The sequence below is a fragment of the Psychrobacillus sp. L4 genome (assembly GCF_042944905.1).
Classification (GTDB): domain Bacteria; phylum Bacillota; class Bacilli; order Bacillales_A; family Planococcaceae; genus Psychrobacillus.
In genome coordinates this window covers 1,714,904-1,737,000 of the sequence record NZ_CP168496.1, presented here as the reverse complement: position 1 = coordinate 1,737,000, position 22,097 = coordinate 1,714,904, and the positions used below count along the sequence as shown (strand labels likewise).

The following is a 22,097-nucleotide window of genomic DNA, read 5'->3' as shown; positions in this document are numbered from 1 at the left end:
AAACTATTACTTATTCAGAAGCTTTAATACCACTTCTTTGGCTTTTTCCAATTGTGGATCATCTTTTACTATTTTTTGGCGAAGTTTATCCATTAAAATGAAAGAAGTTTCGCCTGTCAACTCGCCGGTTGTGGCAATATTATTATCTGTCTGAAATTTTTTCACTGCTTTAGCAAATGGAGCGTCGAAGTCTTCATTCATTTCGCCAACTTCATAACCAATTGCTTTCAACATTTCTTTCGCATTTTGAACAGCTTCAGAAGACTGATTTTCTTTTAATATCACGGATGGGTCTAATGGAGCAAGCATTGCATAAGCAGGGTATTCCACAACATAGTTTGGAGCAATCCCTTTCTCATGAATCCAATTACCTTTAGGTGTTAACCATTTTGCAATAGTAATTTTAATGTTTGATCCATCTGGTAAGTCATTTACTTGTTGAACTGTACCTTTACCAAAAGAATTTAATCCAACTAATGGTACATTAGCCGATTCACTTAGTGCCCCTGCTAATATCTCGGATGCTGATGCACTACCTCCATCAATAATTAATGATACAGGGACTTTCACTTTCGTTCCTGGTGATGCAGTTGTTACGTCCCTTTTTCCTTTTTCTTCAATTTGTAGAACTGGTTTTCCATCTTCAACGAATAAATTAGAAATATCAATTGCTCTATCAAGAAGTCCTCCTGGATTTTGACGCACATCTAATACTAGTGCTTTCATGCCTTGTTTATCCATCTCTTTAATAGCTTTTACAAGTTCATCATACGTATTTGTCGAAAAGCTAGAAATGATGATATGTGCTACATTATCTCCAACCATCTCTGCATAAACCGTTTCTATCGGAATATCATCACGAACGATTGTAATATCCATCGAAGCATTTTCCCCACGTTTAACCGTAAGACTAACTTCGGTTCCTTTACTTCCACGAATTAATAACACTGCTTCGGAAGCAGTAAATCCTTTAATATCTTTTCCATCAACCGCCATAATTTTATCATTCGGCAATAGTCCCGCTTTTTCAGCAGGAGAATTTTTAATCGGAGAAACTACCGTTATTACACCATCTCTTTCTTGGATTTCCGCACCGATTCCTTGGAAACTAGACGAAATACTTTCATTGAACTGAGAGGCTTCTTCCTTATTCATATAATCAGAGTACGGGTCATCTAGTGCGTCAATCATTCCATTTATCGCACCATTAACAATCACGTCTTGATCTATATCTTTATAGTATTCTTCTTTTAACTTATCATAAGCCATATACAACTTGGAGAACTCCGCTCGCTCACTTTGCGGTGCAACTCCCCCTATAACCTTGTCCTTGCCGAGAGTTAAAGAAAACATTGTAACAGCTGCAGTCGCTATTACTAAGGCGAAAATCATAATGAGAAAAACAAATGGTTTCATCTTAATATACCGCGATGCTGGTTTTACTTCTGAAGAATTTAGCTCTTCATTTGATTTGTTTTGTTCGTCCAAATTTTTCACCCTTTTCACAAAAACTAAAAATTATTTTAAAAATAGACTGTCATCGAAATGACAGTCTATTTATGAAGATAATCTACCAAAGAAGAAATCTCCCTAATATTGACAGACAAATTAACGATATTAGTCTTGAATTGCTGCTTCTAATGCAACAACAATCATATCGTTGAAAGTAGTTTGACGCTCTTCAGAAGTTGTTGCTTCCCCAGTAATGATATGGTCACTAACTGTTAATACAGAAAGAGCTTGACGACCGAATTTCGCAGCTAACGTATAAAGCGCTGCAGATTCCATTTCAACCGCAAGTACGCCATAGCTAGCCCATTTTTCGTTTTGAGCATTTTCATTGTAGAATAAATCTGCCGTAAATACATTACCTACTTTAAGACTTAATCCAGCTTGTTTACCAACATTATATGCTTTATATAGCAAGTCAAAATCTGCAGTTGGAGCATAACTAACATCATCTAATAACACTTTATTCAAAGTAGAATCTGTTGAAGCACTTTGAGCAAGGATTACGTCACGAACTTTTACGTCTTTCTGGATAGCACCACAAGTACCTACACGAATTAATTTTTGAACATCATAATCATTCATTAATTCATGAATATAAATAGAGATTGAAGGAACACCCATTCCAGTACCTTGAACAGAGATTCTCTTTCCTTTATATGTACCAGTATAACCAAACATATTACGAACCTCGTTGTATTGAACAACATCTTCTAAAAATGTTTCAGCAATATATTTTGCGCGAAGTGGATCTCCAGGCAGCAAAATTGTATCCGCAATCTCACCTTTTTTTGCACTAATGTGTATACTCATTTATTTGACCTCATTTCTATTACTTATCCGTTTAATGATACATTTTTTTTGGTTGAATTGCAACGAAATTGCTAGCTACTTGCTTCTTTATAAAGTTCCCAAAGTTCATCAAAAACGGTTGCACTCATATCTACGTGTGCAAGTTCTTCTATATATTTCGATAAAGAATCAAAAGAGGTTTCTGCTTTTGGAAAATCATGTTGATTAAACATAGTTTCTGCAAAGAGCGCTTTTCTCTCCTTCTTTTGTCCTCCTCGGTATTTTAATGCATAAAGATAAAACGATTGTTTCATATTTCACCTCCATCTTTAGTCATGAAGTCACAGAAAAATTAAAAAACATGTAGATAATTCTATCTAAAACAAGTAAACTTAAAAATATTAAAAGGTAATACATGTAGAAAGGGTTGATATGGTTGTTAAAGGGGATCAGAAACAAATTAAAACCATTGAATTTACCAAAAGTAAATAAACATGAAAAGAAGAGGGCAAAGGAGAAAAAAACACCTTTCTTAACAATTTTTAAAAGTAAGAAAAAGATAGAAAGAAAATCTAATGCAGCAATAAAAACTAATCTCTTTAATTCTATAAGAGGTCGTGTACTGATCATCTTTTCCGTACTTATTATAATCCTAATTTCTATGCTTGTCTTAACTTCTAGCAAAATGTATTCATCCCAACAAGCTTTAGAGAAGTTTACGAATGAAGACATCAAAGAGCAATTGATGGTAAATCAGATATCAACCGAAATTGCTCAATTGGCATATGCTGAACAAAGTTATATAATAACCGGTAAGTCAAATTATATGGGAAGTCATAAAAAATATAAAGATGCAATTATAACTCATTTAAAAGAATTACATCAAGTTTATAAAGATCGTCCAGAGGAATTACAAAAAATACAATCCATTAACCAATTTTTCACGACGTACCTTCAATACTCTGAGCGGGTAATTAAAATTCGCGATGAATCAGGAATTGAATCTGCTCAAAAGTTAGTAAATGCTGGAAATGGAAAAACTGCTATGAATTATGTAGATGTTCATATCGCTGCTATGAACGAAATATTAGCTAAAAATAATGCGAGTCAAATTGCACTACTAAAGAAGGGAAATAATACTTCTTTATTCTTATTTATCGCGTTAACCGTTTTTTCAGTAGCTTTAACAATTTCATTTGGTGTTTATCTGTTTCTTTCTATTAAAAGAAGTACTTATGCTATCAACCGTTCTATTTTGGATATTGCCCAAGCAGGCGGTGACTTAACTCGACGCGTGAAAGTTCGTTCAAAAGATGAATTTGGTGAAATAGCGGAAAGTACCAATGTTTTAATCGCATCTATTGCTAATTTAGTGAAAAGAGTGAGTTTACTTACTGAGAATGTATCAGCAAGTGGGCAAGAGCTTATGGCTTCTTCTGATGAGACAGCAATTACTATACAATCTATTGCAGACTCAACAAATGAGATTGCTGTTGGAAGTGAACAAACGATGCGGAGTATGAATATCGCTATTCAAAAGATGAACTCGCTTGAAGAAGCAACTAGATATTTAAATAATGATGCTCAAGCTGTAAAAGAAGCAACAGATCAGATGATGATTGCTGCACGTAAAGGGGCTGAATCAGTACATCAATCAGGAGATGTAATGATGAAAATTGAAGAGACTATGGCGAACACTTCACAAACAGTTGAAGCGCTCGGAACAAAGTCTTATGAAATTACTTCTATTATTAAAACTATTACTGCAATTGCAGAACAAACAAATTTGCTTGCGTTGAATGCTGCAATTGAAGCTGCAAGAGCAGGAGAACACGGACGAGGCTTTGCTGTTGTTGCGGATGAAGTTCGTAAGCTTGCAGAGCAATCTCAAAAAGCAGCGAAAGAAGTAACTGGTATTGTAACTTCCATCCAAACGGAGGTTACTTCCATTGTAAAACAAAATCATGAAGGTGTAGAAAATGTGATTCGTGGTGTAGAAGTGGCGAATGAAACAAATGCTTCTTTAGAACAAATTATGAATCAAACAAATGAAACTATTTCAATCATTGATAAAATGGTAAAACAAATTGAAGACACGCTTAACTTCAGCCAAGAAGTTGCTGCTTCCTTTATTGAGGTTAATCAAATTGCAGAAAATACTGCTACCAATACTGAAACATCCGCTTCGTCTGCTCAAGAGGGATCGGCTGCTATGGAAGAAATTAATGCTTCTGCAGTAGAATTATCGAACCAAGCAGATGAACTTCGAAAAGTAGTAAATGAATTTAAATTGTAAATAAGAAAGACAAAATTCCTTTAAGTGCATCTGGTCTTTCCTATTTCTTGAGTGGTTTGGACTAAACCTCAGATACACTATTACCGTAATAATTTGGCTCTTGAAGTGACTGTGTCACTTCAAGAGCCATTTTTTCCGATAATCTTGTGGCGGATGTTTGTCCGTCGCCCTCTTGGAATATGTAGCGAGAAGGTACATAAGGTTAGAATAATGAGAGAATTAACCCTTTCCTATTCTTTTAAAAGCGGACGAAGATAGAATTTCGTCCGCTCAGCGCTTCTTTATCAATAGATGCTGCCTATTTTGCTTGAGTTCAACCTACTTCCCATCTGCGGCTAGGTATGTATCATTTAGTGCTTCCGACCTTAAAACAAATACCTCCTACACTTTATTCATCCAAGTGTAGGAGGTATTATTGGTTCTGAAGCATCTTGAATTATTTCTTGCACAAGGGCGCTTCTAGAACAACTTCAAGTAATCTTCATAACCTTCTTCTTTCAGCTGGGTCTTTGGTACAAATCGCAAAGAAGCTGAGTTTATACAATAACGTAATCCTGTTTCCTCTGAGGGACCGTCTGGAAACACATGCCCTAGATGGGAGTCTGCCGTCTTACTTCTAACCTCTACCCTTCTCATTCCGTGACTTTCATCGAAATGTTCAACCACTTCTTGTGATTCAATTGGTCTTGTAAAACTAGGCCACCCACAACCTGCATCATATTTATCTTTCGAATGAAATAATGGTTTCCCTGAAACGACATCCACATAAATCCCCTCTCCAAAATGCTTATCATACTCATTTTGAAAAGGTGGCTCTGTTCCATTTTGCTGTGTCACATAATACTGCATATCCGTTAATTTGTCTTTCATTTGGAATCCCTCCACGTTTTCTCAATATATGCTGCTCTTCCAGAACCGACATAATACCGATTATAATGCGCCGGATTTTTCTTATAGTATTCTTGATGGTAGGTTTCGGCTGCGTAAAACTCTTTTGCAGGAAATATTTTCGTAGCTATTTTTGATTGAAATTTTTTAGATGCTTCCAGGTCTTCTTTTGATTTTTCAGCTTTTTCACGTTGTTCATCTGAATGATAAAATATAGCTGTTTGATAAGAACTTCCCTTATCAAAAAACTGTCCATTTTCATCGGTTGGATCTATATTCATCCAAAAAATTTCTAATAATTGATCATAAGAAAAAATCGCTGGATCAAATGTAATTTGAACAGCTTCGTAATGACCTGTGTTATTAGAACAAACTTGCTCGTACGTTGGGTTTATCGTATGCCCACCTGTATAGCCAGATAGTACACTTTCAATACCCTCATACGTATCAAATGGTTTAACCATACACCAAAAACAACCGCCTGCAAATGTTGCCTTTTCCATATTATTTCCTCCTCACTCATCTGGGATTACTATTTCTAATTTAATTACGTCTTCAGCTAAATTCAATTCTTTGGCACGGACATGTACACCAGAAGCCATTGGAATATTTGCTAATTGTATTAAAACTTCTTTGTCAGAAGGTTTAACAATCATCCAATTTGGAAGTTGTATGGAATCTTTTAATACCTTTAGTACTGTTTCTGGAGGGAGTTTGACTATACCTATCTCTAATGAAGATTGTACTAATCGAATATCACCGTTTTCTTCAACAAAAGGTTCAAAATACATTTTCACTGGAATAATACTCCTAAAAGCTATTATTTCAGAAGTCAAAATCACTTGATCTTTTAGTTCTAATTTTAAAGGTAAAGTTTTCCTACCCACCGCTTTTTTCATAAACGTATTAGCAATACCCTCAAAATCCTCTTTCGTAGAGTTTACTGTTAGCACGTTCCCTGTATAATTAGTTGTTTCTATCTGTTCTTCCGATGAATCAGATGGAGTTGATATCCAATAAAATAATCCAACCACTAATCCAATTAATATTAGTACAAGTAAAAAGAATGCAATCTTCCATTTGTTCATCTCATCTGCTCCTTAAAACAACAATTCCCAATCTTTATCATCTATAAAACCACAATCTATTAAGGAACTCATAATAGATTCACTCATCAATTGATATCCTTTGCTATTCGGATGAAAAAAATCGGTATGATATACTAGATTTCCATTTGTATCAAAAAGTGTTTCTATAGGCACGAAGCAAGCATTTTCATCGTCATTAGCAATATTTTCTATTGTTGCGTTCCATTCATTAATAATTGTATCAAATTCACTAGAATCTTCCGCAACAATTGATAACGGATTATAAAGACCAATTAACACTATTTTTGCGTTACTATTAATCTTACGAATCTTATCAATAATTTTCATATAATTATTTTCAAATGAAATTAACCCTTTCTCGAAGGATTCTACCTTTAAGTTAAACAAATCTTTTTTCACAATTTTCATTAAATCATTTCCACCAATAGTAATCATCATAATATCTGCATTTCGAATTGCATAATCAATGTCACCTTTATTTATAAGTTTTAATAATTGGTCACTTCTTCTACCTCTTAACGCAGTATTGGTTAAAACAACGTCTTCTATTCCTTTATATTGCAAAAACTCTGTCTTTACTCTTCCTATATAGCCTTCTTTTTTTAACTCATCCCCAACACCTTTTGTAAGGGAGTCCCCGATTCCAACCATCTGTAATGTTCTTGGAAAAAAAGAATAGGGAATAACATATTCTTCGAAAGAAATAGATTCCTTTTTCGTAAAGTCTACTGCAAAAGTAGGTTGTTTTTCACAACCAGCTAATAAAATGATACATAGTAAGTAAAAAATGTACTTCATTCCTAACTCCTTTCGATAAGAAAAGACCAATTGCCTTTCTCTGTCCCAACATGTAACGTTTTTATATGACGAGATTCGAGCAAAGAAGTAGAAATATTTTCCTTTTCATTTGATAAAAGAAAAGCAGGGATAATTCCCTGCTTTTCCATTACTTACTCCGTCATATACATAAAACCAATCGCGCCAGGTCCAGTATGAGTGCTAATAACAGGTGAAGTAAAAGAAACTTGAATGGAATTGAATCCGGATTCCTCAATCAGCTTCATTAATGGTGCTGCCATGGCTAAACCGTTGGCATGAGATATTCCAACCGCTTTTACTATTTTTCCTTTAGTATCTTCCGCAAACTGCTTAAATAAATAACTAACTACTTGTTTATGGCTCCTAACTTTTGCGATAGGTGTATAAACACCCCCGGCTAAGCTAGCGATTGGCTTAATGGATAATAACGAACCTAATATGGCAGTACCCTTCCCAATTCTCCCGCCTTTTACTAAATTATCAAGGGTATCCACCACTACATACAAACTAGTGTTCGCTCGCATTTTCTCTAACTTTTCCAAAATTATTTCTAATACTTCTCCCATTTTAGCCATTCTTGCAGCTTCCTCTACTTGAAAAGATAATGCAAAGGAAATAAATTCAGAATCAATGACGGTTACATCAGATTCAGACATTTTTGCCGCTGCTTGTGCTGACTTCACCGTTCCACTCATGCCACCTGTCATATGTATGGATATTATTTGATCTCCATTTTCTCCAAGCTTATCATACAATTCCTTAAATACACCTACTGCTGGTTGCGAAGATTTAGGTAATTCTTTCGATGTACCCATTTTTTCTAAAAACTCTTGTGGTTGAATATTTACACCGTCAATAAAAGATTCTCCGTCTATTTGAATAGTTAATGGGACTACATGAATATGGAGGGATTCAATCAACTCTTTTTTTAAATCAGCCGTTGAATCCGTTACAATATGAATTTTAGACACAAAATCCCTTCTTTCCTTTATACATCTATTATAAGAAGAAGTGTAATCCTATATTAACTTCTAGGTATACAATTAAATTCGTTGGAGACAATTACTCATTTCAATTTAATTGAAAGTCATTACTTTGGGTTCTTTCTTTTCTTCAATATATGACCGTCAATTTGAAATTTGACCTTTTAAAGGATATTTTGAATGAATAATTTTCATCATCATCTAGAATTAGTTAAGGATCTTACCTTTCCTTTTTTCATAAATTAAGTAAGCATACTTAATCCCATCATCTGTCTGCATATCCTTTGATACTTCGACAAGCACCCATTCATCCTCACTATAAAGCGGAAAGAAAGTATCACCTTCAAAAGCATTCTGTATAAATGTAATGTAAAGCCGATCCGCTTTTGGTAATATCGCTTTAAAAATTTGCTCTCCCCCGATGACCATCACTTCTTCATGAAATGATTCTGCCAATTTAAGTGCTTCTTCAATTGTACTAACTATTTCAGCACCAACAACTTGATAAGAAGGATTTCTTGTAATAATGATATTCTTTCGCCCAGGTAGAACTCTTCCAATGGATTCATACGTTTTTCTACCCATAATCATTGCTTTATTCATTGTCTTATTTTTAAAATAAGCTAAATCACCAGGTATATGCCAAGGCATTTTATTGTCGAGTCCTATTACTCTGTTTGCATCATGTGCCACGATTAATGAAATCAACCTTTTTCCTCCTTTCTCATTCTAAACTGCAATTGGCGCTTTAATACGAGGATGCGGATCATACCCATCAATGGTAATATCCTCTAGTTCAAAATCAAAAATAGACGCTTTTTCGGATGATAATAAAAGGGTTGGCAATGTTTTTGGCGTACGCTTTAATTGCGTTTCCACTTGTTCCATATGATTCAGGTATATATGCGCATCCCCAAGTGTATGAACAAACTCTCCAACCTCTAAGTCGCATTCTCTGGCGATTAAATGTGTTAACAATGCGTAAGATGCAATGTTAAAAGGCACCCCTAGAAAAACATCCGCACTTCGTTGATACAATTGACATGAAAGCTTCCCTTTTACGACATAAAACTGCATAAACGTGTGACAAGGCGGAAGGGCCATGTCATCTACTTCTGCTGGATTCCATGCTGTAATGATATGTCTACGTGAATCTGGATTTTTTTTAATTTGTTCAATTAAATTTTGAACTTGATCGATTGTTTGTTCATTTTTACCTGGCCACGAACGCCATTGCTTTCCATAAACTGGACCAAGGTCACCAAATTCCTTTGCAAAGTCATCATTCGACACTATATTAGAACAAAAGATTTTCATCTGTTCATCCACTATTGCTTTGAATGTAGGATCATTTGCAGCTCTAATACCAAAATTAGTCATATCAGGTCCTTCATAACTTTCACTTTTAACCCATTTTTCAAAAGCCCATTCATCCCAAATATGATTATTAGCTTCTATTAATGTTTTGACATTCGTGTCGCCTTTTAGAAACCATAATAACTCGCTCACTACTAAACGAAACGCTATTTTTTTTGTAGTCAATAGTGGAAATCCTTTTGCTAAATCAAAACGCATTTGATAGCCAAATAAACTTTTTGTACCAGTACCCGTTCTATCTTCTTTCATTACTCCATGATCTTTTATATGTCTACACAAATTTAAGTACTGTTCCATTGAAATGCCCCTTATCTTTACTTTTTATTCTTGCATTCATTATAACGAAAAAATGCCCTCTTGACGACAAGAGGGCATTGAAAGTTTAGGAAAGCCATTTAGGAGGTGTGTTTTTTGACCAATAAATTTCTCCTAATGCGTAATGCTTTGTATAATTATCTTCTGCTAGATGGTAATGGAAATTAAAGTAATAACCTTCTTGCGGTTTTTTATCTGTTCTGACATGAAATCGGATTAAATCTTTTCTTGTTTCATTGTTATAAACGTGAAAAATCTTTTCGTGATATTCACCAGATGGTTGCTCCGTTATTGCTAAGTTTGCAACTTTTTCTTGTCCTGTGTTAGAAATAGTTGCATTAATTGCTTCTTGAATACGTGGAAAAATTACTTCATCAAACTCATTTTGTATAACAGGCCCAATTCGTTCGCCAAACTTTATGTATGCTTGCTCTCTCGCTGCAACAGTAATAGAATTTTTTAAATCTTCTTCTTTTGATAATGAAACTTGTTCATGTCTTAAAGACTCTGTATCCGAAAATAATGACTTCTCAGGATTTTTTTGGTCTAATAATTGCTCCCATATGAGGTGATCAGGAGAAATTAGACCGAATGTTAATAACGCAACCGTTATAATTATTGATTTTTGAAACCACTTTTTCATCCATTATCACCTCCAACTTTGACCATTTTTGTAATACTCATTATGATAATATACGTTTTTAAGAACAAAAGGTTTCATCTTCTTATTATTCATTGTACAATAATTAATGTAAACATACAGCACGTTTTTTATTTAAGGAGGAGAATTTATTATGGATACAAGCTTAATAATTGGAATCGGATTTTTATTCTTTTTAGGATATTTAATTTCTCTTAACTTTACGGACTAATATCAAAACAAGAACGCTTTGCAACTTAATGCAAAGCGTTTTTATATATAATTATCACAGTTCTATTACACCATAATGAAACTTAGAGGTTTGTCTTTCAAACTGTCTAAAACCGAACTTTTGAAATAGCTCAGAACGAAAGTGGGCTTTTAAAACCACTCGCTTACTTGCCACTCGTTTTGCCTCTTCCACCCATTCCTCTGTTAGCATCCTATGATCGCCAACTGCACGAAGCGTTTCAAAATTAGACGATTCTTCAATGATTTCTTCAAACATTGGATCCATATAAACGCAATCATATGAATTAGAATCCGCTTGTTTTAACAGTTTCGTAGCATCTTGATGAACTAAATCCACTTGACGCATGCACGATTGTAACTCATTAAATTCCGTTTCATAATCTTTTAATCCTTTAGATACTATGTAAGCTATCAATTCATTTACTTCACATGAAAGAACATTTCCCGTATCCCCAACTGCATGAGCAGCAATAATACTATCGGAGCAAAGTCCAGCTGTTGTATCCAAAAACCGGTCCCCTTTTTGCAAGTTTGTTGCTTGTAAAAAAACGTCATGCTCTCCTTTAAGTAACCTTTTCAATCGAAAAGCAGCAGAGTTAGGATGGAAGAAAAAAGGAGTCGTAACACCATAAGCGTGTAACTCCAACCTCTCCTTATTTACTACCAATACATCCGATTGAAACGCTTCTTGCATCGTTTTCACAGATTGCTTTTTCCGCTTCGTATAGGGTATGGAAAGTTCAGTGGCTATTCGTTTTGCATTTTCTATAAATTCCTCATTCGTTCTCCCAGCTGTTGTTACAATGGCGCTCATGAAGAAACAATTTGTGAAAGCACACCAAATAAATGATCTTTAATCGTTTCCATTGAATTGCTTTCAATTTGCTCACGAGGAATAAAATACGCTAATTGATCATCTTTCCAAATAGCGATTGAAGGTGAGCTTGGAGGAATCTCTTCAAAATAACTTCTCATCGTTGCTGTTGCTTCTTGATCTTGCCCAGCAAACACAGTAACTAAATTATCCGGTTTTACTTCTAATTCATTAATCGCAGCAACTACAGCTGGTCTAGCTAATCCTGCTGCACAACCACAAACAGAGTTAATCACTATTAATGATATGCCTCCAGCTTTTGCCATATGATCTTGTACATCTTCTGTAGTTATCAATTCTTTAAATCCTGCATCTGTTAGTTCACTTCGCATCGGTTTTACTACTTGCTTCATATATTCATCGTACGCATTCATGGTTTCGCCAACTTTCGTTTAGTTTCAATATCCTATTATAACAGGACTTCTATTAGTTTTGCTATTATGCTGTTTTCGTATATTTTCACATTTTTTCAGTATTTTTGTGTTTTTTGTGATTATTTTGTTAAATAAAAAGTATTGTTGTAAAGCATGTTTTACAATTCGCGAATAATAACATTGAAAAAACCACCTACCTGTTTAATTGCTTGCGTCATCTCTTTCATCGAATATCGCAAGAGAATCCTCAAGAAACTCTTTTAATTCCTCTTCTTTCATCTCGTTCAACAGTTGCTTCCAACATAACAACTTACTGCAGCACAAACGATTTGAGTGTATCTTCCATTTCGATTTTTTATTGCAGCATTTTTTACTTTTTTAATTTTCAGAATATGTATTGACACGTAAATACATTGGTGCTATATTTAAAGCAGTTAGAAAATACAAAGCAGGGGGGTGTTAATTTGAAATCAGAAAATATTATGATACGCGTACCTTCTGATTTAAAAAAAGATTTCATGCAGATTACAGACGCGAAACACGTAAACGCATCTGCTTTGATTAGAAGTTGGATTGAAGAATACATCAAAGAAAACAAGGAGGAAAAAACAATGTGGGAATTTGAAAACTATACAATACACAAAGAAACAGACTTATTGCGATTTGAGAACAATGATGGTGTCATCATCGGTTACGTACATCTAAACGACTACGACGAAGTTGAGGATTTGAACAATGGCGCGAATCCAATCGAAGAAGGTTGGAAGGACGGTATAGGAAACACTATTAATATAGATGGTTGGGGTGGAAAAGAAAAGTATCATAAACCAATATTAGAGCAGGCGTCGGAAGAATTGGTTCGCGAAAAATAAAAACAGCGACCTACCCACAATCAAATCTGTGGACGGGTCGCTTTTACCGTTAAATACACTTATTACTCAATTTCTTTTTTCAAATCAGCTTTTGCTTTTCTATCCAAAAAGTAATAGGCTGTACCTGCTACGAATAAACTGTTTATTCTAATACAGTCACATCTACTATATCATCTAATTGAATAACGTACGACTTGAATAAATCCTCCATCTCGATGACTCTTCTCTTTAAATCCACCCATGTTAATTTGCCCATATGGCTAATAAAAACTCCACTATTCCAAGTTTTTATTTCTAACTCAACATTTCGTTTCATTGCTATTTGAATATTTTCTTGGATAATATCTAAATCCCATTCGTCTAATTGAGGGCGAGGGGTTTTCTTTTGGTCCTCGATGTATTCACGGACGAGTTTCAAGTGTTCTGGTAGCATCATCGCTACCCATTTTTTAGATCCTCTGTCACGTAATTTTGATAAATCAGGAGTATCCATCATTTGGTCAAAATAATCCACCAGATCACCATGCTTTCTTTTCGGATAAAGGGAACGCATGCAAGCACATTATCTATTAGAAAAGTTCGTTTGGAATTTCTTTTGAAACAATAAGCTTGGAATGATTCACCTTGTATTTTAATTACCTTAACTCTCCGTTTGCTGATTTCACTTGACTTAGAAAGATAAATTAATTCAATAATTTGACCACGACTGAAATACTTTTCCAATAAAATACGCACATTCGTTCCCTCCTTTTTATATATTATATGCGAACATACGTTTTTTATACAACAAGTAATTTATTCTATTTTTGGACAAATAAAAAAAGCCCCACTTCTTCAACAGTGGGGCCGTAATTTCATGAGATTCTGCGAAGGGATCTCACATTTATAGAATTGCCTTCTCAATATCTATTTAAACTGGAAATATTATCTTAGCGAATAAACAATATTATTTTATTTTCCCCTTTAATTCCGCTAGTTCCCTTGCAAGTGGTAACAAGGCATTCCACACATAATATTGATTCACCTGACGTAACGGATCATTACCATTTGTAATACCGAGTGCCATTGCTTCTTTGCGTACTTTTTCTTGCGCAGGTGTTAATTTTTGTTCTACCACTTTCGTTTCCTCCTTTGTATTTACATCACATAAAAACTTATCCCATAACGACTTATTGCTAACAAACGGCGCTGGACAGTTCTTTCCAGTGACATCGTAGTGGCGATTTATTGGTTGCTTTCCGAACTTATTTTGAATCATTTGAACAACTAAAACAGTCCGTGCAATCGTATCTGGATGAATCGTTCCATCCTTTTCTACACACATTTCGATTCCGTTGGAGATTAAATTTGCATTACCTCCAGCGTAATTTGGAGCTGTTGCTCTTAAAGATGGAATTAACGGTCCTTCTTTTCTTTCATTTGCATGAAATGCTACCTCATCCAAAGGGATAATTTCAAGAGCTTTGTTTCAATCTACAAAAATATGAGCGCTCGCATAACGTTTTTTATCTTTTGGCAACTTATCGTTATCGTTTGGCAATGCGCTATTAAAATAAGTGAAATGATTATCCGCAGTGCCGCCATTGTTTGCAATGTAATGAAGCACTTCTGCAGCAACTCTCAACAACTTGTTTCCAGTGCGTGTTGTCGGATGGATTTTAATATGTTTTTGTTCGTAATTTAGAGCTACCATTATTTCAACCCCTTATCTTTTAGGTATTGCTCATTTCTACGAGCTTTGTAGCGAACGTTATTGTTTTTCCACCATGCCCAAGAGGATGCTGAAATAGTTAACGCAGAGGTTATTGCGTATTCGATATCTTGTTCTATAAACGGGATTGGGCTATACCCATTTAATACTAGGAATTGATTAATTAGCGCAACAGCAAGGACAACGGTGCGAACAACCATCCCTTTGTCAATTGGCGCATTATTATTTTGTGAATTTGTCATATATTAATTGCCTCCTAGTTTTTGTTGTAAAGCAAAGTAAGAATTGCTAATAATACAGAACCAATTATCGTAGTAGAAACCCAAAATATTATTTTGTCGATTTTATCTAAACGATGATGAGCTGACTTCGTACTTGAAAATGCTTCTTGCGCTACTTTTTCTGCATTGTCTTCAGTAATGCTAATATCACGGATATCATCAATTTTTCCTTCGATTCCACCTAGACGTTCGTAGATGTTTCTGATTAATTCTTCTCCCATCCTGCACCCTAAAATTTAAAACAAAAAGAACGCCCGTGTGGACGTTCTAAATATTGATTGTTATGTTTTGATGTCTTGGATATCCTTTAATTTAAAAAAAGTTCTTCCCCCTTTTTCCAAAAGTATATATTATCCCCAAAACAATGCAGAAGGCAAAAATACAGAAAGAAAATATAACAAATATAAGATAACCCTGAACTGACCTAGCGATATGAGACACATATAAAACACCTATTTTAGGCTGCCGCAATGCCAAATTCTTTTGGTGTTAGGTAGCCTAATTTTTCTTGGATACGTTCTTCATTGTAATGATGAAGATATTCGTCAATTCGTTGTATAACGCAAATATTGCTCAATGAATTAAACTTAGTTAAATAAAATTCTTCTGTTTTTAAACTAGAATGATAGGATTCGATAACAGCGTTATCCCAACAGTTGCCGCGTCTGGACATGCTACTCACTAGATGATTCTCCTTCAAGCAATCCTGATACGCATATGATGTGTAAACACTCCCTTGATCAGAATGTACAATGACTTCCTGCGGATTTCCACGAGCTATCAATGCCTCTTTAAGCGTATCTATTACCAACGGTGTCTGTTGATGATTGTAGAGCTTATAAGCGACAATTTCATTATTATATAAATCCATGATCGTCGAAAGATATAAAGTGACGCTACCATATTGAATATACGTAATATCTGTTACCCATTTTTCATTCGGTTTACTAGCTGTAAAGTTACGATTCAATAAATTTGGGGCAATTACTACTGACTCTCCTTGTGATTTCCATTTTCGTTTTTGCTTCACTTTGCATTGAAGATTATACTTCTGCATGGTTTTCTGGACCGTATTGCGGTCTAATTCAATTCCATATTCTCTTTTCAATAACGCCTTAATTTTACGATGACCATTGCGGTATTTCGTTTTCTTGCATAGTTCGATGATTGCTTCTTCTGCTTTGGTTCGAACGTATTCTACACCTTCTGCTAACCAACGATAAAAGGTGGATCGAGGCACCTGAAGGGCTGACAGAATTGCCGTTACTGTATATTTTTTTCGATACTTTTCCACGATTTGAAGAACTAGCTGTTTTTCAACTCCTTTACCATTTCCATATACTTTTTTAGAATCTCATTCTCCATTTTCAAATGGTTCATTTGTGTATCTTTCTTCTCTTCTTCACTCTTAAATTCAGGTCCATGCCCAAATGAATATTGCTTCCCGATCGGTTGATCGAAACGATGAATTTCATTCGCTCTATACCATCTCATCCATGTCTCAATTTGAGATTTATTCTTAATTCCGTATTTCTCCATAATTTCTTTCGTCGTAAGATGACCGCTCATTTTATCTTTCACGACTGCCCATTTAATTTCACTTGAATACACGTTTTTGCCCATGCAAAAACACCTCCGATTTAAGTACTTGTTTTAAGTGTACCACTATCGAAGGTGTTTTATATTGTCTCATTATTTTAGGTTAGTCCACCCATACCCATAGAACCAGCCCTTTTTTATATTCATAATATCATGAATTTTTAAAAAGAATATAAAAAATAACACTAGCTTATGCTACGTCCACATTACCTAACTCTTACGAATACCCGTTATTGTGACTTTACCAAAAAACAAAACACTGACCCTCTTTACAAGTTTTAATGATGTCAATGTTGCAGTTGGTGAATATTTGTTCAATATCGTTTTAATAAATCTAGGTGCTACCAAAATTGTAGGTGTAGATGGCGAAGCTACAGATATAAATCCTTCTGTTTTCAAGATAGGTGTTGAATAAGGAAGTAATTGACTATGAAGTTGAAAACGCCTTGCTCAAACGTGCATTAGGCTATGAATATAGAGAAAAGAAATATGCTCAAGTTGAAATGTCCGAGGAAGAACATTATGCATTGAAACAGGTTGCAATAAACCGATTCAAAATAGAGCATCCAGAGGCGACACTAGAAGAAATAAGACTAGTAGAGCTACAAGTTTCTAAACATAAAAGTGTACTTGTTGAAGAAAAGACTAAAGAAGTCAGTCCAGATACAACAGCCCAAATATTTTGGTTGAAGAATCGTAGACCTGATAAATGGAGAGATAAACAAGATATTCAGCATAGCGGCACTATGGAAATCAATAGCTTCCGTCACGTAATTTTGATAAATCTGGAGTCTCCATCATTTCGTCGAAGAAAGCCATTAGATTAAGTTCCTTTCTTTAAGAATAACAGGAACAAGTGCCAGTACATTATCAATTAGAAAAGTACGTTTGGCATTTCGTTTAAAGCAATAAGCCTGAAATGATTCACCTTGTATTTTTATTACCTTCACGTTTCGTTTACTGATTTCACCTGATTTCGAAAGATACATTAATACAACGATCTGCCCACAACTGAAATACATATCTAATAAAACACGTACATTTGTTCCTTTATTTTCATTTATCATATGCAAAAGTATTTTTTTGTGCAACTAATAAAAAAGAAGACCAGTCCGAATGGATTGGCCTCCTTTAATTTTACAAGCTCTTTCTTCTAGAAGAATTGTCTTGTCGTACTAATTAAATTAAATACTTTCACCAACTGAAATTAATATCTCTGCGATTATTCTCTCTGCATGGACATCTGAATTCATCATTGTGAAGGTGATTTCGATCATCACGATCCATATTACTAAATATATTGAGGTTATTTCGATTATTCTCTCTGCATTGACATTGAAACTCATTGTTGCGGTTGCGATCAAACCGTACTTCTCGACATTCACAAACCAACTCTACTTGACGTCTACGTCTTCTTCTTCGATTTTCAATACACATATACTATTCCCTCCTTTCGTTTTAATAAGCCGGCCAGCCTTAGACATATAATATGGACGAGGAGGAGTAATGAGTGGACAAATTGTCTCTTTCAACTAATATTTTTATTATAAACTCCTGTTCACTCCGACTGAGATATGAAAACTAAAATAAACTGTCAAGGTGAAACTCATAAACAATGGTCATACAAAAATAAAGAATATAGTAACTATTTGAAGAATCGTTCTATAGTTGGTAGTTTTATTCGGAAAAAGTCAACATTAGAGGATTTGGGCGAACTTGAGGAATTGATTGAGAAAAGACGAGGAATATCAAAAAGCGACCAACTCGATTAGGAGAAAGTCGCTTTTTTAGAAGAGGAGATACAAAATGGGATTGTATCGATATTATTTTTACCTACTTAATCAATCATCTTTCTAAAAATCGTTTATAAACCAGACAAATAAAATGCCCCACGACTAAAAAGTGATGTTGTCAAAACTGAAACTCTCTCGATTAATTCTAATATTCTACATCATATTTGATTAGTAGCCCATAAAACTTGCTCCGACAATAATTAGTAAGATAAACAATACTACAATCAATGCGAAGTTCGATTCTCTTCTACCTGATCCACCATATTCGCCTTCACTAGATCCATTCATCATATACCCCCTCCTTTCCAAATGATATTTATAGATTATGAAAAGATTATGTTATGGATAAGGTAAATTATCTCGTATCTAAGAATTTAATTAGTTGGTTTTTTTGGTACCCATTTAAACTACTTGAAGAATTTAGGAAGCTATGTTAGTTATACTTTCAAGTAAAATAGGAACCCCCACCCACATTTGTGAGCAGAGCTTAAAAATGTCATTGAAGATTTAGTAATTTGTATCTTTAAATCTTTTATATCTGCTTCATTTAATTTAGACATTTCTTTATTGATTTCAGCAATCCTAATAATTGCATTTTCATAATAAACATTTGCTGGTATAGCATCTACAAGCCTTTGAATTGATAAATTCGAAATTCATCACCTTTTTCAATATACGAACAGTTAATAAAGAGCGATCATTATTTAATTTGGTATTTCAATGCCATACAGAAAGGAGGGTATACTACCCACTTTTTAGATCCTCTGTTCACTACTCTTGATAATTCCGGATTATCCATCATTTCATCGAAATAGGCTATTAGATCACGTTCCTTTCATTATGAGTAACAGGAACAAATGCGAGTACGTTCTCTATTTTAAACATCCTTTTAGCTTTTCGTTTGAAGCAATGAGCTTCGAAAGTAGTATCGTCCACACTCAATACCTTTACTCGCCTTTTACTGATTTCACCGTTATTCGCTATGTAAATCATGTCTGCTATCTGTCCTCGGTCTAAACACTTCAAAATATTTATACGCACATTCGACTTCTCCTTTTTATTCACTATATGAGAACGTATGTTTTTTATGCACCTAGCAAATAATTCTGTTTTTGAACAAATAAAAAGCCCCGCACACAATTAAGTGAGCAGTTCTTGTAATTGTATTTTATTTTTTTAATTTTCAAGCAAAGAACTAACATTTATATAAACAGTTTTTCCTGTTGCAAGTGAATAATTAGGGAAATAAAATGTTTGGTTACCTACTATGGAATCAAATGTGCAGCCATTCAAACTAACCGCTTTGGTATCTGTGTTTTTGATTCCAACTATTTCACCACTTAGATCTTTACTCACGATCTTAAGATTAGATGTTGCAACAGGTAAATTCGTTGGAATGTACCACCTGTTCCTAAACCTGTTCACGGTTTGGCAGATTCATTAGCTAACTCGTCATATCTCCCTGATTGTGCTCCGGTGGTTTAAAACATCTTTTTAAAACTAAACGAATGAATCAGTCCAATATCCATCATTGACATAGAATGAACTATCCCGATTTAGGAGGTGCACAAGATGGGTTATGCTGGTAATGTTTGTGGACCAGGATATGCAGGACATGGTTACGGTTCAGGATTCGCTTTACTAGTCGTTCTGTTTATTCTATTAATTATTGTTGGGGCAACTTTCTTAAACTACGGCAACGGTTATGGTTGCTAATCTGCTGTACAACTGAGACAGGTCATAAAACCTGTCTTTTTTAGTTATACACAGAAGTTCAAGTATTTCTTCACCCAAAAATATATAAAGCATAAAATAAACTATTAGTTCACATAGTACTGGAGGCTAACAATTTGAAATTCAATAAAAGCTTTGGTCAAAATGGCCAAAACCTCCAAACAGAGAGTCAAGCCGAAAAACTTGCCGTCATTGGTGAAGCAATAGCTAAAATTGGCGATGCTATAGCAAGTATTGCTTCAGTACTTGCATTAGAAGAAGAACCTCAAGAAAAAGGTGATAATGATGAATATAGAAGCATGCAGCAACAGATTGACCATTTAACCGCCGAAAATGAAAGGCTAAAAATTCAACTAAACAACAGGAGACATCATTGGCTGTAGGTAAATTAATCCCAATACATTAAGCATTTAACCTAATCCTCTCAAGACTAATAGGTAGGCAATGGTTTTTGTCTACTACTCGATAGAATAGTAGCCTTTTTGGTGCGGATGGCTTGGTAGTTGCTTAGAGAATGGCGATAGGTACTGGTAATTCCGCTGTAGGCTTGGATAAGCCATGTCTTAAGGTCGAAACTGATGAGCATGCTTCCAGTAAATGAAGAATTAGTTCTAAAAACTAAACAAATGAACCAGACAAACATTTATTAATGACATAGGATAAAACATCTCGTTATATAGGAGGTGTACAAATGGTAAATGCAGGTTATGGTTATGGATATGGAAATGGTTGTGGCTGTGGTTGTGGAACTGGACCTGGATACAGACCTGGGAACGGACTTGGATCAGGATTCGCTTTAATTGTTGTTTTATTTATTCTTTTAATTATTATTGCCGCAACCGCCAACAATAGGGTTGGAAATGATGTTGACTGTTGAGATATATGTAAGGACCTTCTTTAAACTTAAAACAGAAATCTTCAGTTATCTGAGACAGGCTTTCATGACCTGTCTTTTTATACTCTTACAAGAAAAAGGTAGACTTTTCAGTTAGAACTGCTTTCCATTTTCAGCAGATATTGTAGGACAACCCACCAGATTTAATACACGTCACAAAATATAATTTACTTAGAAAGTTCCTTATACGCTAAAACCTTCAACGCTAACATTTCTTCTGCCGTCAAATTATTTTCAAGCTTATTAAAAATTTCTTGTTTATCTTTCTCAGTTATACCACTTTGGGCTTTTGCTTGAAATTCTTTTAAGTCACTTATTTTAAACTTTTTTATCAGTAGCCTCGTTGCTTCTTCTTTCGTTTGAAAAGGTAGTTTACTATTATCTACATTTTTTCCTTCTTCAATAAACGCCTGTAATTGAGGATCACTATTGATTTCTTTTTTAATACTTTCCAGCTGACCGCTATTTTGAAGTTCTACCGCTACCTTTTCCATTACCTGATCCGCAACTAGTTTGGGCACAGAATAATACGCTGCAAGTCCAATTAAAGCAATAACAACGACTAAACCAAAAAGCACTTTAATAAACCTCATCTAAATTCCTCCTCTACAGGATTTAATACTAAGAATAATACATTGTAAACCTAACTTGAAATGATATGCAATACCTCTGTTCTCTATTTCAACCAAATAAAAGAAAAAAGCACCATTCTAGGTGCTCAATAGTTCATTTACACCATTTTATATTAACTCGACCTGTGACTGCAATCTGTTTATTGCACGATAAGTTACCATTGTTGCAACAATCGTACCGATTAAAAATAAAATGGAACCCCCTAACGAAAAAAGATTACCAATCAATCTAGCTCTTTCTTCATTTAATAATTCTTGATTAATTAATTCTTGATTCATTTTTCCACCCACCTCTCCACATATTTATTATATTCTCCTGTTGCATATTGTTCACTATTAGTTTAAACAAAAG

30 protein-coding genes are annotated in these 22,097 nt (G+C 34.6%); 6 read left to right on the top strand and 24 right to left on the bottom strand.

Features of this window, described 5'->3' with window-relative positions; translation table 11 throughout:
- Positions 1-6 precede the first annotated feature (6 nt).
- The 3 genes from ACEPXG_RS08215 to ACEPXG_RS08205 all read right to left on the bottom strand — a co-directional run bounded on the left by ACEPXG_RS08215 (position 7) and on the right by ACEPXG_RS08205 (position 2,615).
- Positions 7-1,488: a S41 family peptidase gene (locus ACEPXG_RS08215; protein WP_391209232.1), complete on the bottom strand. Its 1,482-nt coding sequence runs from the start codon at positions 1,486-1,488 to the stop codon at positions 7-9.
- 129 nt (positions 1,489-1,617) lie between these two features.
- Complete coding sequence (gene deoD, locus ACEPXG_RS08210) at positions 1,618-2,322, bottom strand: purine-nucleoside phosphorylase (RefSeq protein ID WP_391209230.1); 705 nt, start codon at positions 2,320-2,322, stop codon at positions 1,618-1,620.
- A gap of 71 nt (positions 2,323-2,393) precedes the next feature.
- On the bottom strand, positions 2,394-2,615 hold the full coding sequence (locus ACEPXG_RS08205; protein WP_391209227.1) for a YozE family protein: 222 nt from the start codon (positions 2,613-2,615) through the stop codon (positions 2,394-2,396).
- 122 nt (positions 2,616-2,737) lie between these two features.
- Here ACEPXG_RS08205 and ACEPXG_RS08200 point away from each other — a divergent pair, with 122 nt between their 5' ends.
- A complete protein-coding gene (locus tag ACEPXG_RS08200) occupies positions 2,738-4,597 on the top strand; it encodes a methyl-accepting chemotaxis protein (RefSeq protein WP_391209225.1) in 1,860 nt (619 codons plus the stop codon).
- A 459-nt stretch (positions 4,598-5,056) separates the two neighbouring features.
- Here the strand turns inward: ACEPXG_RS08200 and msrB are convergent, their stop codons facing one another.
- The 10 genes from msrB to ACEPXG_RS08150 form a co-directional block, all read right to left on the bottom strand.
- Positions 5,057-5,467, bottom strand: a complete 411-nt coding sequence (msrB, locus tag ACEPXG_RS08195) for a peptide-methionine (R)-S-oxide reductase MsrB (protein WP_391209223.1) — start codon at positions 5,465-5,467, stop codon at positions 5,057-5,059.
- A complete protein-coding gene (gene msrA / locus ACEPXG_RS08190; RefSeq protein WP_391209221.1) occupies positions 5,464-5,988 on the bottom strand; it encodes a peptide-methionine (S)-S-oxide reductase MsrA in 525 nt (174 codons plus the stop codon). Before msrA ends, msrB begins: the two co-directional genes overlap by 4 nt.
- A gap of 12 nt (positions 5,989-6,000) precedes the next feature.
- Positions 6,001-6,573 carry a YpmS family protein gene (locus ACEPXG_RS08185; RefSeq protein WP_391209218.1) on the bottom strand — a complete coding sequence of 191 codons (573 nt, stop codon included), beginning with the start codon at positions 6,571-6,573 and terminating at the stop codon, positions 6,001-6,003.
- A 12-nt stretch (positions 6,574-6,585) separates the two neighbouring features.
- On the bottom strand, positions 6,586-7,392 hold the full coding sequence (locus ACEPXG_RS08180; RefSeq protein ID WP_391209216.1) for a GDSL-type esterase/lipase family protein: 807 nt from the start codon (positions 7,390-7,392) through the stop codon (positions 6,586-6,588).
- A gap of 152 nt (positions 7,393-7,544) precedes the next feature.
- Positions 7,545-8,384: a DegV family protein gene (locus tag ACEPXG_RS08175; protein ID WP_391209214.1), complete on the bottom strand. Its 840-nt coding sequence runs from the start codon at positions 8,382-8,384 to the stop codon at positions 7,545-7,547.
- Between the two features lie 219 nt (positions 8,385-8,603).
- Positions 8,604-9,104, bottom strand: coding sequence for a dihydrofolate reductase (locus tag ACEPXG_RS08170; protein ID WP_391209212.1), 501 nt, complete (start codon positions 9,102-9,104; stop codon positions 8,604-8,606).
- 21 nt (positions 9,105-9,125) lie between these two features.
- Positions 9,126-10,070 (bottom strand): thymidylate synthase, encoded by a 945-nt coding sequence (locus tag ACEPXG_RS08165; RefSeq protein WP_391209210.1) that lies wholly within the window; start codon positions 10,068-10,070, stop codon positions 9,126-9,128.
- A gap of 85 nt (positions 10,071-10,155) precedes the next feature.
- Positions 10,156-10,731, bottom strand: coding sequence for a YpjP family protein (locus tag ACEPXG_RS08160; protein ID WP_391209208.1), 576 nt, complete (start codon positions 10,729-10,731; stop codon positions 10,156-10,158).
- A gap of 283 nt (positions 10,732-11,014) precedes the next feature.
- Entirely contained in the window at positions 11,015-11,794 is a 780-nt protein-coding gene (locus ACEPXG_RS08155) for a class I SAM-dependent methyltransferase (protein ID WP_391209206.1), read from the bottom strand.
- On the bottom strand, positions 11,791-12,228 hold the full coding sequence (locus ACEPXG_RS08150; protein ID WP_391209204.1) for a BrxA/BrxB family bacilliredoxin: 438 nt from the start codon (positions 12,226-12,228) through the stop codon (positions 11,791-11,793). The genes ACEPXG_RS08155 and ACEPXG_RS08150 overlap by 4 nt, the downstream gene beginning before the upstream one ends.
- 464 nt (positions 12,229-12,692) lie before the next feature.
- On the opposite strand from ACEPXG_RS08150, the gene ACEPXG_RS08145 reads away from it, so the two are divergent.
- Complete coding sequence (locus tag ACEPXG_RS08145; RefSeq protein WP_391209202.1) at positions 12,693-13,100, top strand: hypothetical protein; 408 nt, start codon at positions 12,693-12,695, stop codon at positions 13,098-13,100.
- A 142-nt stretch (positions 13,101-13,242) separates the two neighbouring features.
- Here the strand turns inward: ACEPXG_RS08145 and ACEPXG_RS08140 are convergent, their stop codons facing one another.
- The 7 genes from ACEPXG_RS08140 to ACEPXG_RS08110 all read right to left on the bottom strand — a co-directional run bounded on the left by ACEPXG_RS08140 (position 13,243) and on the right by ACEPXG_RS08110 (position 16,715).
- Positions 13,243-13,614, bottom strand: coding sequence for a YolD-like family protein (locus ACEPXG_RS08140; RefSeq protein ID WP_391209200.1), 372 nt, complete (start codon positions 13,612-13,614; stop codon positions 13,243-13,245).
- Positions 13,593-13,835: a transcriptional regulator gene (locus ACEPXG_RS08135; protein ID WP_391209198.1), complete on the bottom strand. Its 243-nt coding sequence runs from the start codon at positions 13,833-13,835 to the stop codon at positions 13,593-13,595. The genes ACEPXG_RS08140 and ACEPXG_RS08135 overlap by 22 nt, the downstream gene beginning before the upstream one ends.
- 211 nt (positions 13,836-14,046) lie before the next feature.
- Positions 14,047-14,544, bottom strand: coding sequence for a hypothetical protein (locus ACEPXG_RS08130; protein ID WP_391209196.1), 498 nt, complete (start codon positions 14,542-14,544; stop codon positions 14,047-14,049).
- A 24-nt stretch (positions 14,545-14,568) separates the two neighbouring features.
- Entirely contained in the window at positions 14,569-14,793 is a 225-nt protein-coding gene (locus tag ACEPXG_RS08125) for a hypothetical protein (protein WP_391209193.1), read from the bottom strand.
- Positions 14,793-15,053: a phage holin gene (locus tag ACEPXG_RS08120; RefSeq protein ID WP_391209191.1), complete on the bottom strand. Its 261-nt coding sequence runs from the start codon at positions 15,051-15,053 to the stop codon at positions 14,793-14,795. Before ACEPXG_RS08120 ends, ACEPXG_RS08125 begins: the two co-directional genes overlap by 1 nt.
- A gap of 14 nt (positions 15,054-15,067) precedes the next feature.
- Positions 15,068-15,313 (bottom strand): hemolysin XhlA family protein, encoded by a 246-nt coding sequence (locus ACEPXG_RS08115; RefSeq protein ID WP_391209189.1) that lies wholly within the window; start codon positions 15,311-15,313, stop codon positions 15,068-15,070.
- A 236-nt stretch (positions 15,314-15,549) separates the two neighbouring features.
- Positions 15,550-16,715 (bottom strand): IS3 family transposase gene (locus ACEPXG_RS08110; RefSeq protein WP_391202224.1). Its coding sequence is split into 2 segments (ribosomal slippage): positions 15,550-16,439 and positions 16,439-16,715, totalling 1,167 coding nucleotides; the frame shifts between segments, so codons are not numbered across the junction.
- A 383-nt stretch (positions 16,716-17,098) separates the two neighbouring features.
- Between ACEPXG_RS08110 and ACEPXG_RS08105 the strand changes: the two genes are divergently transcribed.
- The gene (locus ACEPXG_RS08105) at positions 17,099-17,518 is read left to right on the top strand and encodes a hypothetical protein (RefSeq protein WP_391209187.1); all 420 of its coding nucleotides are present in this window, start codon (positions 17,099-17,101) and stop codon (positions 17,516-17,518) included.
- Here the strand turns inward: ACEPXG_RS08105 and ACEPXG_RS08100 are convergent.
- Together ACEPXG_RS08100 and ACEPXG_RS08095 are read right to left on the bottom strand one after the other, a co-directional pair.
- On the bottom strand, positions 17,510-17,758 hold the full coding sequence (locus tag ACEPXG_RS08100; protein WP_391209185.1) for a transcriptional regulator: 249 nt from the start codon (positions 17,756-17,758) through the stop codon (positions 17,510-17,512). The genes ACEPXG_RS08105 and ACEPXG_RS08100 overlap by 9 nt on opposite strands.
- 894 nt (positions 17,759-18,652) lie before the next feature.
- On the bottom strand, positions 18,653-18,712 hold the full coding sequence (locus tag ACEPXG_RS08095; protein ID WP_235863244.1) for a YjcZ family sporulation protein: 60 nt from the start codon (positions 18,710-18,712) through the stop codon (positions 18,653-18,655).
- Positions 18,713-20,056: 1,344 nt separating this feature from the next.
- On the opposite strand from ACEPXG_RS08095, the gene ACEPXG_RS08090 reads away from it, so the two are divergent.
- The 3 genes from ACEPXG_RS08090 (at position 20,057) to ACEPXG_RS08080 (ending at position 21,095) form a co-directional block, all read left to right on the top strand.
- Positions 20,057-20,200, top strand: coding sequence for a YjcZ family sporulation protein (locus tag ACEPXG_RS08090; RefSeq protein ID WP_413790114.1), 144 nt, complete (start codon positions 20,057-20,059; stop codon positions 20,198-20,200).
- A gap of 134 nt (positions 20,201-20,334) precedes the next feature.
- Positions 20,335-20,601, top strand: a complete 267-nt coding sequence (locus tag ACEPXG_RS08085) for a hypothetical protein (protein WP_391209183.1) — start codon at positions 20,335-20,337, stop codon at positions 20,599-20,601.
- 308 nt (positions 20,602-20,909) lie between these two features.
- Positions 20,910-21,095, top strand: coding sequence for a YjcZ family sporulation protein (locus ACEPXG_RS08080; RefSeq protein ID WP_391209181.1), 186 nt, complete (start codon positions 20,910-20,912; stop codon positions 21,093-21,095).
- A gap of 185 nt (positions 21,096-21,280) precedes the next feature.
- On the opposite strand, the gene ACEPXG_RS08075 is transcribed toward ACEPXG_RS08080, so the two are convergent.
- Together ACEPXG_RS08075 and ACEPXG_RS08070 are read right to left on the bottom strand one after the other, a co-directional pair.
- Positions 21,281-21,706: a hypothetical protein gene (locus ACEPXG_RS08075; RefSeq protein WP_391209179.1), complete on the bottom strand. Its 426-nt coding sequence runs from the start codon at positions 21,704-21,706 to the stop codon at positions 21,281-21,283.
- A gap of 147 nt (positions 21,707-21,853) precedes the next feature.
- The gene (locus ACEPXG_RS08070; RefSeq protein ID WP_391209177.1) at positions 21,854-22,024 is read right to left on the bottom strand and encodes a hypothetical protein; all 171 of its coding nucleotides are present in this window, start codon (positions 22,022-22,024) and stop codon (positions 21,854-21,856) included.
- Positions 22,025-22,097: the final 73 nt, after the last annotated feature.

Bases quoted from the DNA above. Each gene is read 5' to 3' on its own strand.
- deoD (WP_391209230.1), bottom strand. From the start codon at position 2,322: ATGAGTATACACATTAGTGCAAAAAAAGGTGAGATTGCGGATACAATT.
- ACEPXG_RS08205 (WP_391209227.1), bottom strand. From the start codon at position 2,615: ATGAAACAATCGTTTTATCTTTATGCATTAAAATACCGAGGAGGACAA.
- msrB (WP_391209223.1), bottom strand. From the start codon at position 5,467: ATGAAAGACAAATTAACGGATATGCAGTATTATGTGACACAGCAAAAT.
- msrA (WP_391209221.1), bottom strand. From the start codon at position 5,988: ATGGAAAAGGCAACATTTGCAGGCGGTTGTTTTTGGTGTATGGTTAAA.
- ACEPXG_RS08185 (WP_391209218.1), bottom strand. From the start codon at position 6,573: ATGAACAAATGGAAGATTGCATTCTTTTTACTTGTACTAATATTAATT.
- ACEPXG_RS08180 (WP_391209216.1), bottom strand. From the start codon at position 7,392: ATGAAGTACATTTTTTACTTACTATGTATCATTTTATTAGCTGGTTGT.
- ACEPXG_RS08165 (WP_391209210.1), bottom strand. From the start codon at position 10,070: ATGGAACAGTACTTAAATTTGTGTAGACATATAAAAGATCATGGAGTA.
- ACEPXG_RS08160 (WP_391209208.1), bottom strand. From the start codon at position 10,731: ATGAAAAAGTGGTTTCAAAAATCAATAATTATAACGGTTGCGTTATTA.
- ACEPXG_RS08155 (WP_391209206.1), bottom strand. From the start codon at position 11,794: ATGAGCGCCATTGTAACAACAGCTGGGAGAACGAATGAGGAATTTATA.
- ACEPXG_RS08150 (WP_391209204.1), bottom strand. From the start codon at position 12,228: ATGAATGCGTACGATGAATATATGAAGCAAGTAGTAAAACCGATGCGA.
- ACEPXG_RS08125 (WP_391209193.1), bottom strand. From the start codon at position 14,793: ATGGTAGCTCTAAATTACGAACAAAAACATATTAAAATCCATCCGACA.
- ACEPXG_RS08120 (WP_391209191.1), bottom strand. From the start codon at position 15,053: ATGACAAATTCACAAAATAATAATGCGCCAATTGACAAAGGGATGGTT.
- ACEPXG_RS08115 (WP_391209189.1), bottom strand. From the start codon at position 15,313: ATGGGAGAAGAATTAATCAGAAACATCTACGAACGTCTAGGTGGAATC.
- ACEPXG_RS08100 (WP_391209185.1), bottom strand. From the start codon at position 17,758: ATGATAAATGAAAATAAAGGAACAAATGTACGTGTTTTATTAGATATG.
- ACEPXG_RS08090 (WP_413790114.1), top strand. From the start codon at position 20,057: ATGGGTTATGCTGGTAATGTTTGTGGACCAGGATATGCAGGACATGGT.
- ACEPXG_RS08080 (WP_391209181.1), top strand. From the start codon at position 20,910: ATGGTAAATGCAGGTTATGGTTATGGATATGGAAATGGTTGTGGCTGT.
- ACEPXG_RS08075 (WP_391209179.1), bottom strand. From the start codon at position 21,706: ATGAGGTTTATTAAAGTGCTTTTTGGTTTAGTCGTTGTTATTGCTTTA.
- ACEPXG_RS08070 (WP_391209177.1), bottom strand. From the start codon at position 22,024: ATGAATCAAGAATTAATTAATCAAGAATTATTAAATGAAGAAAGAGCT.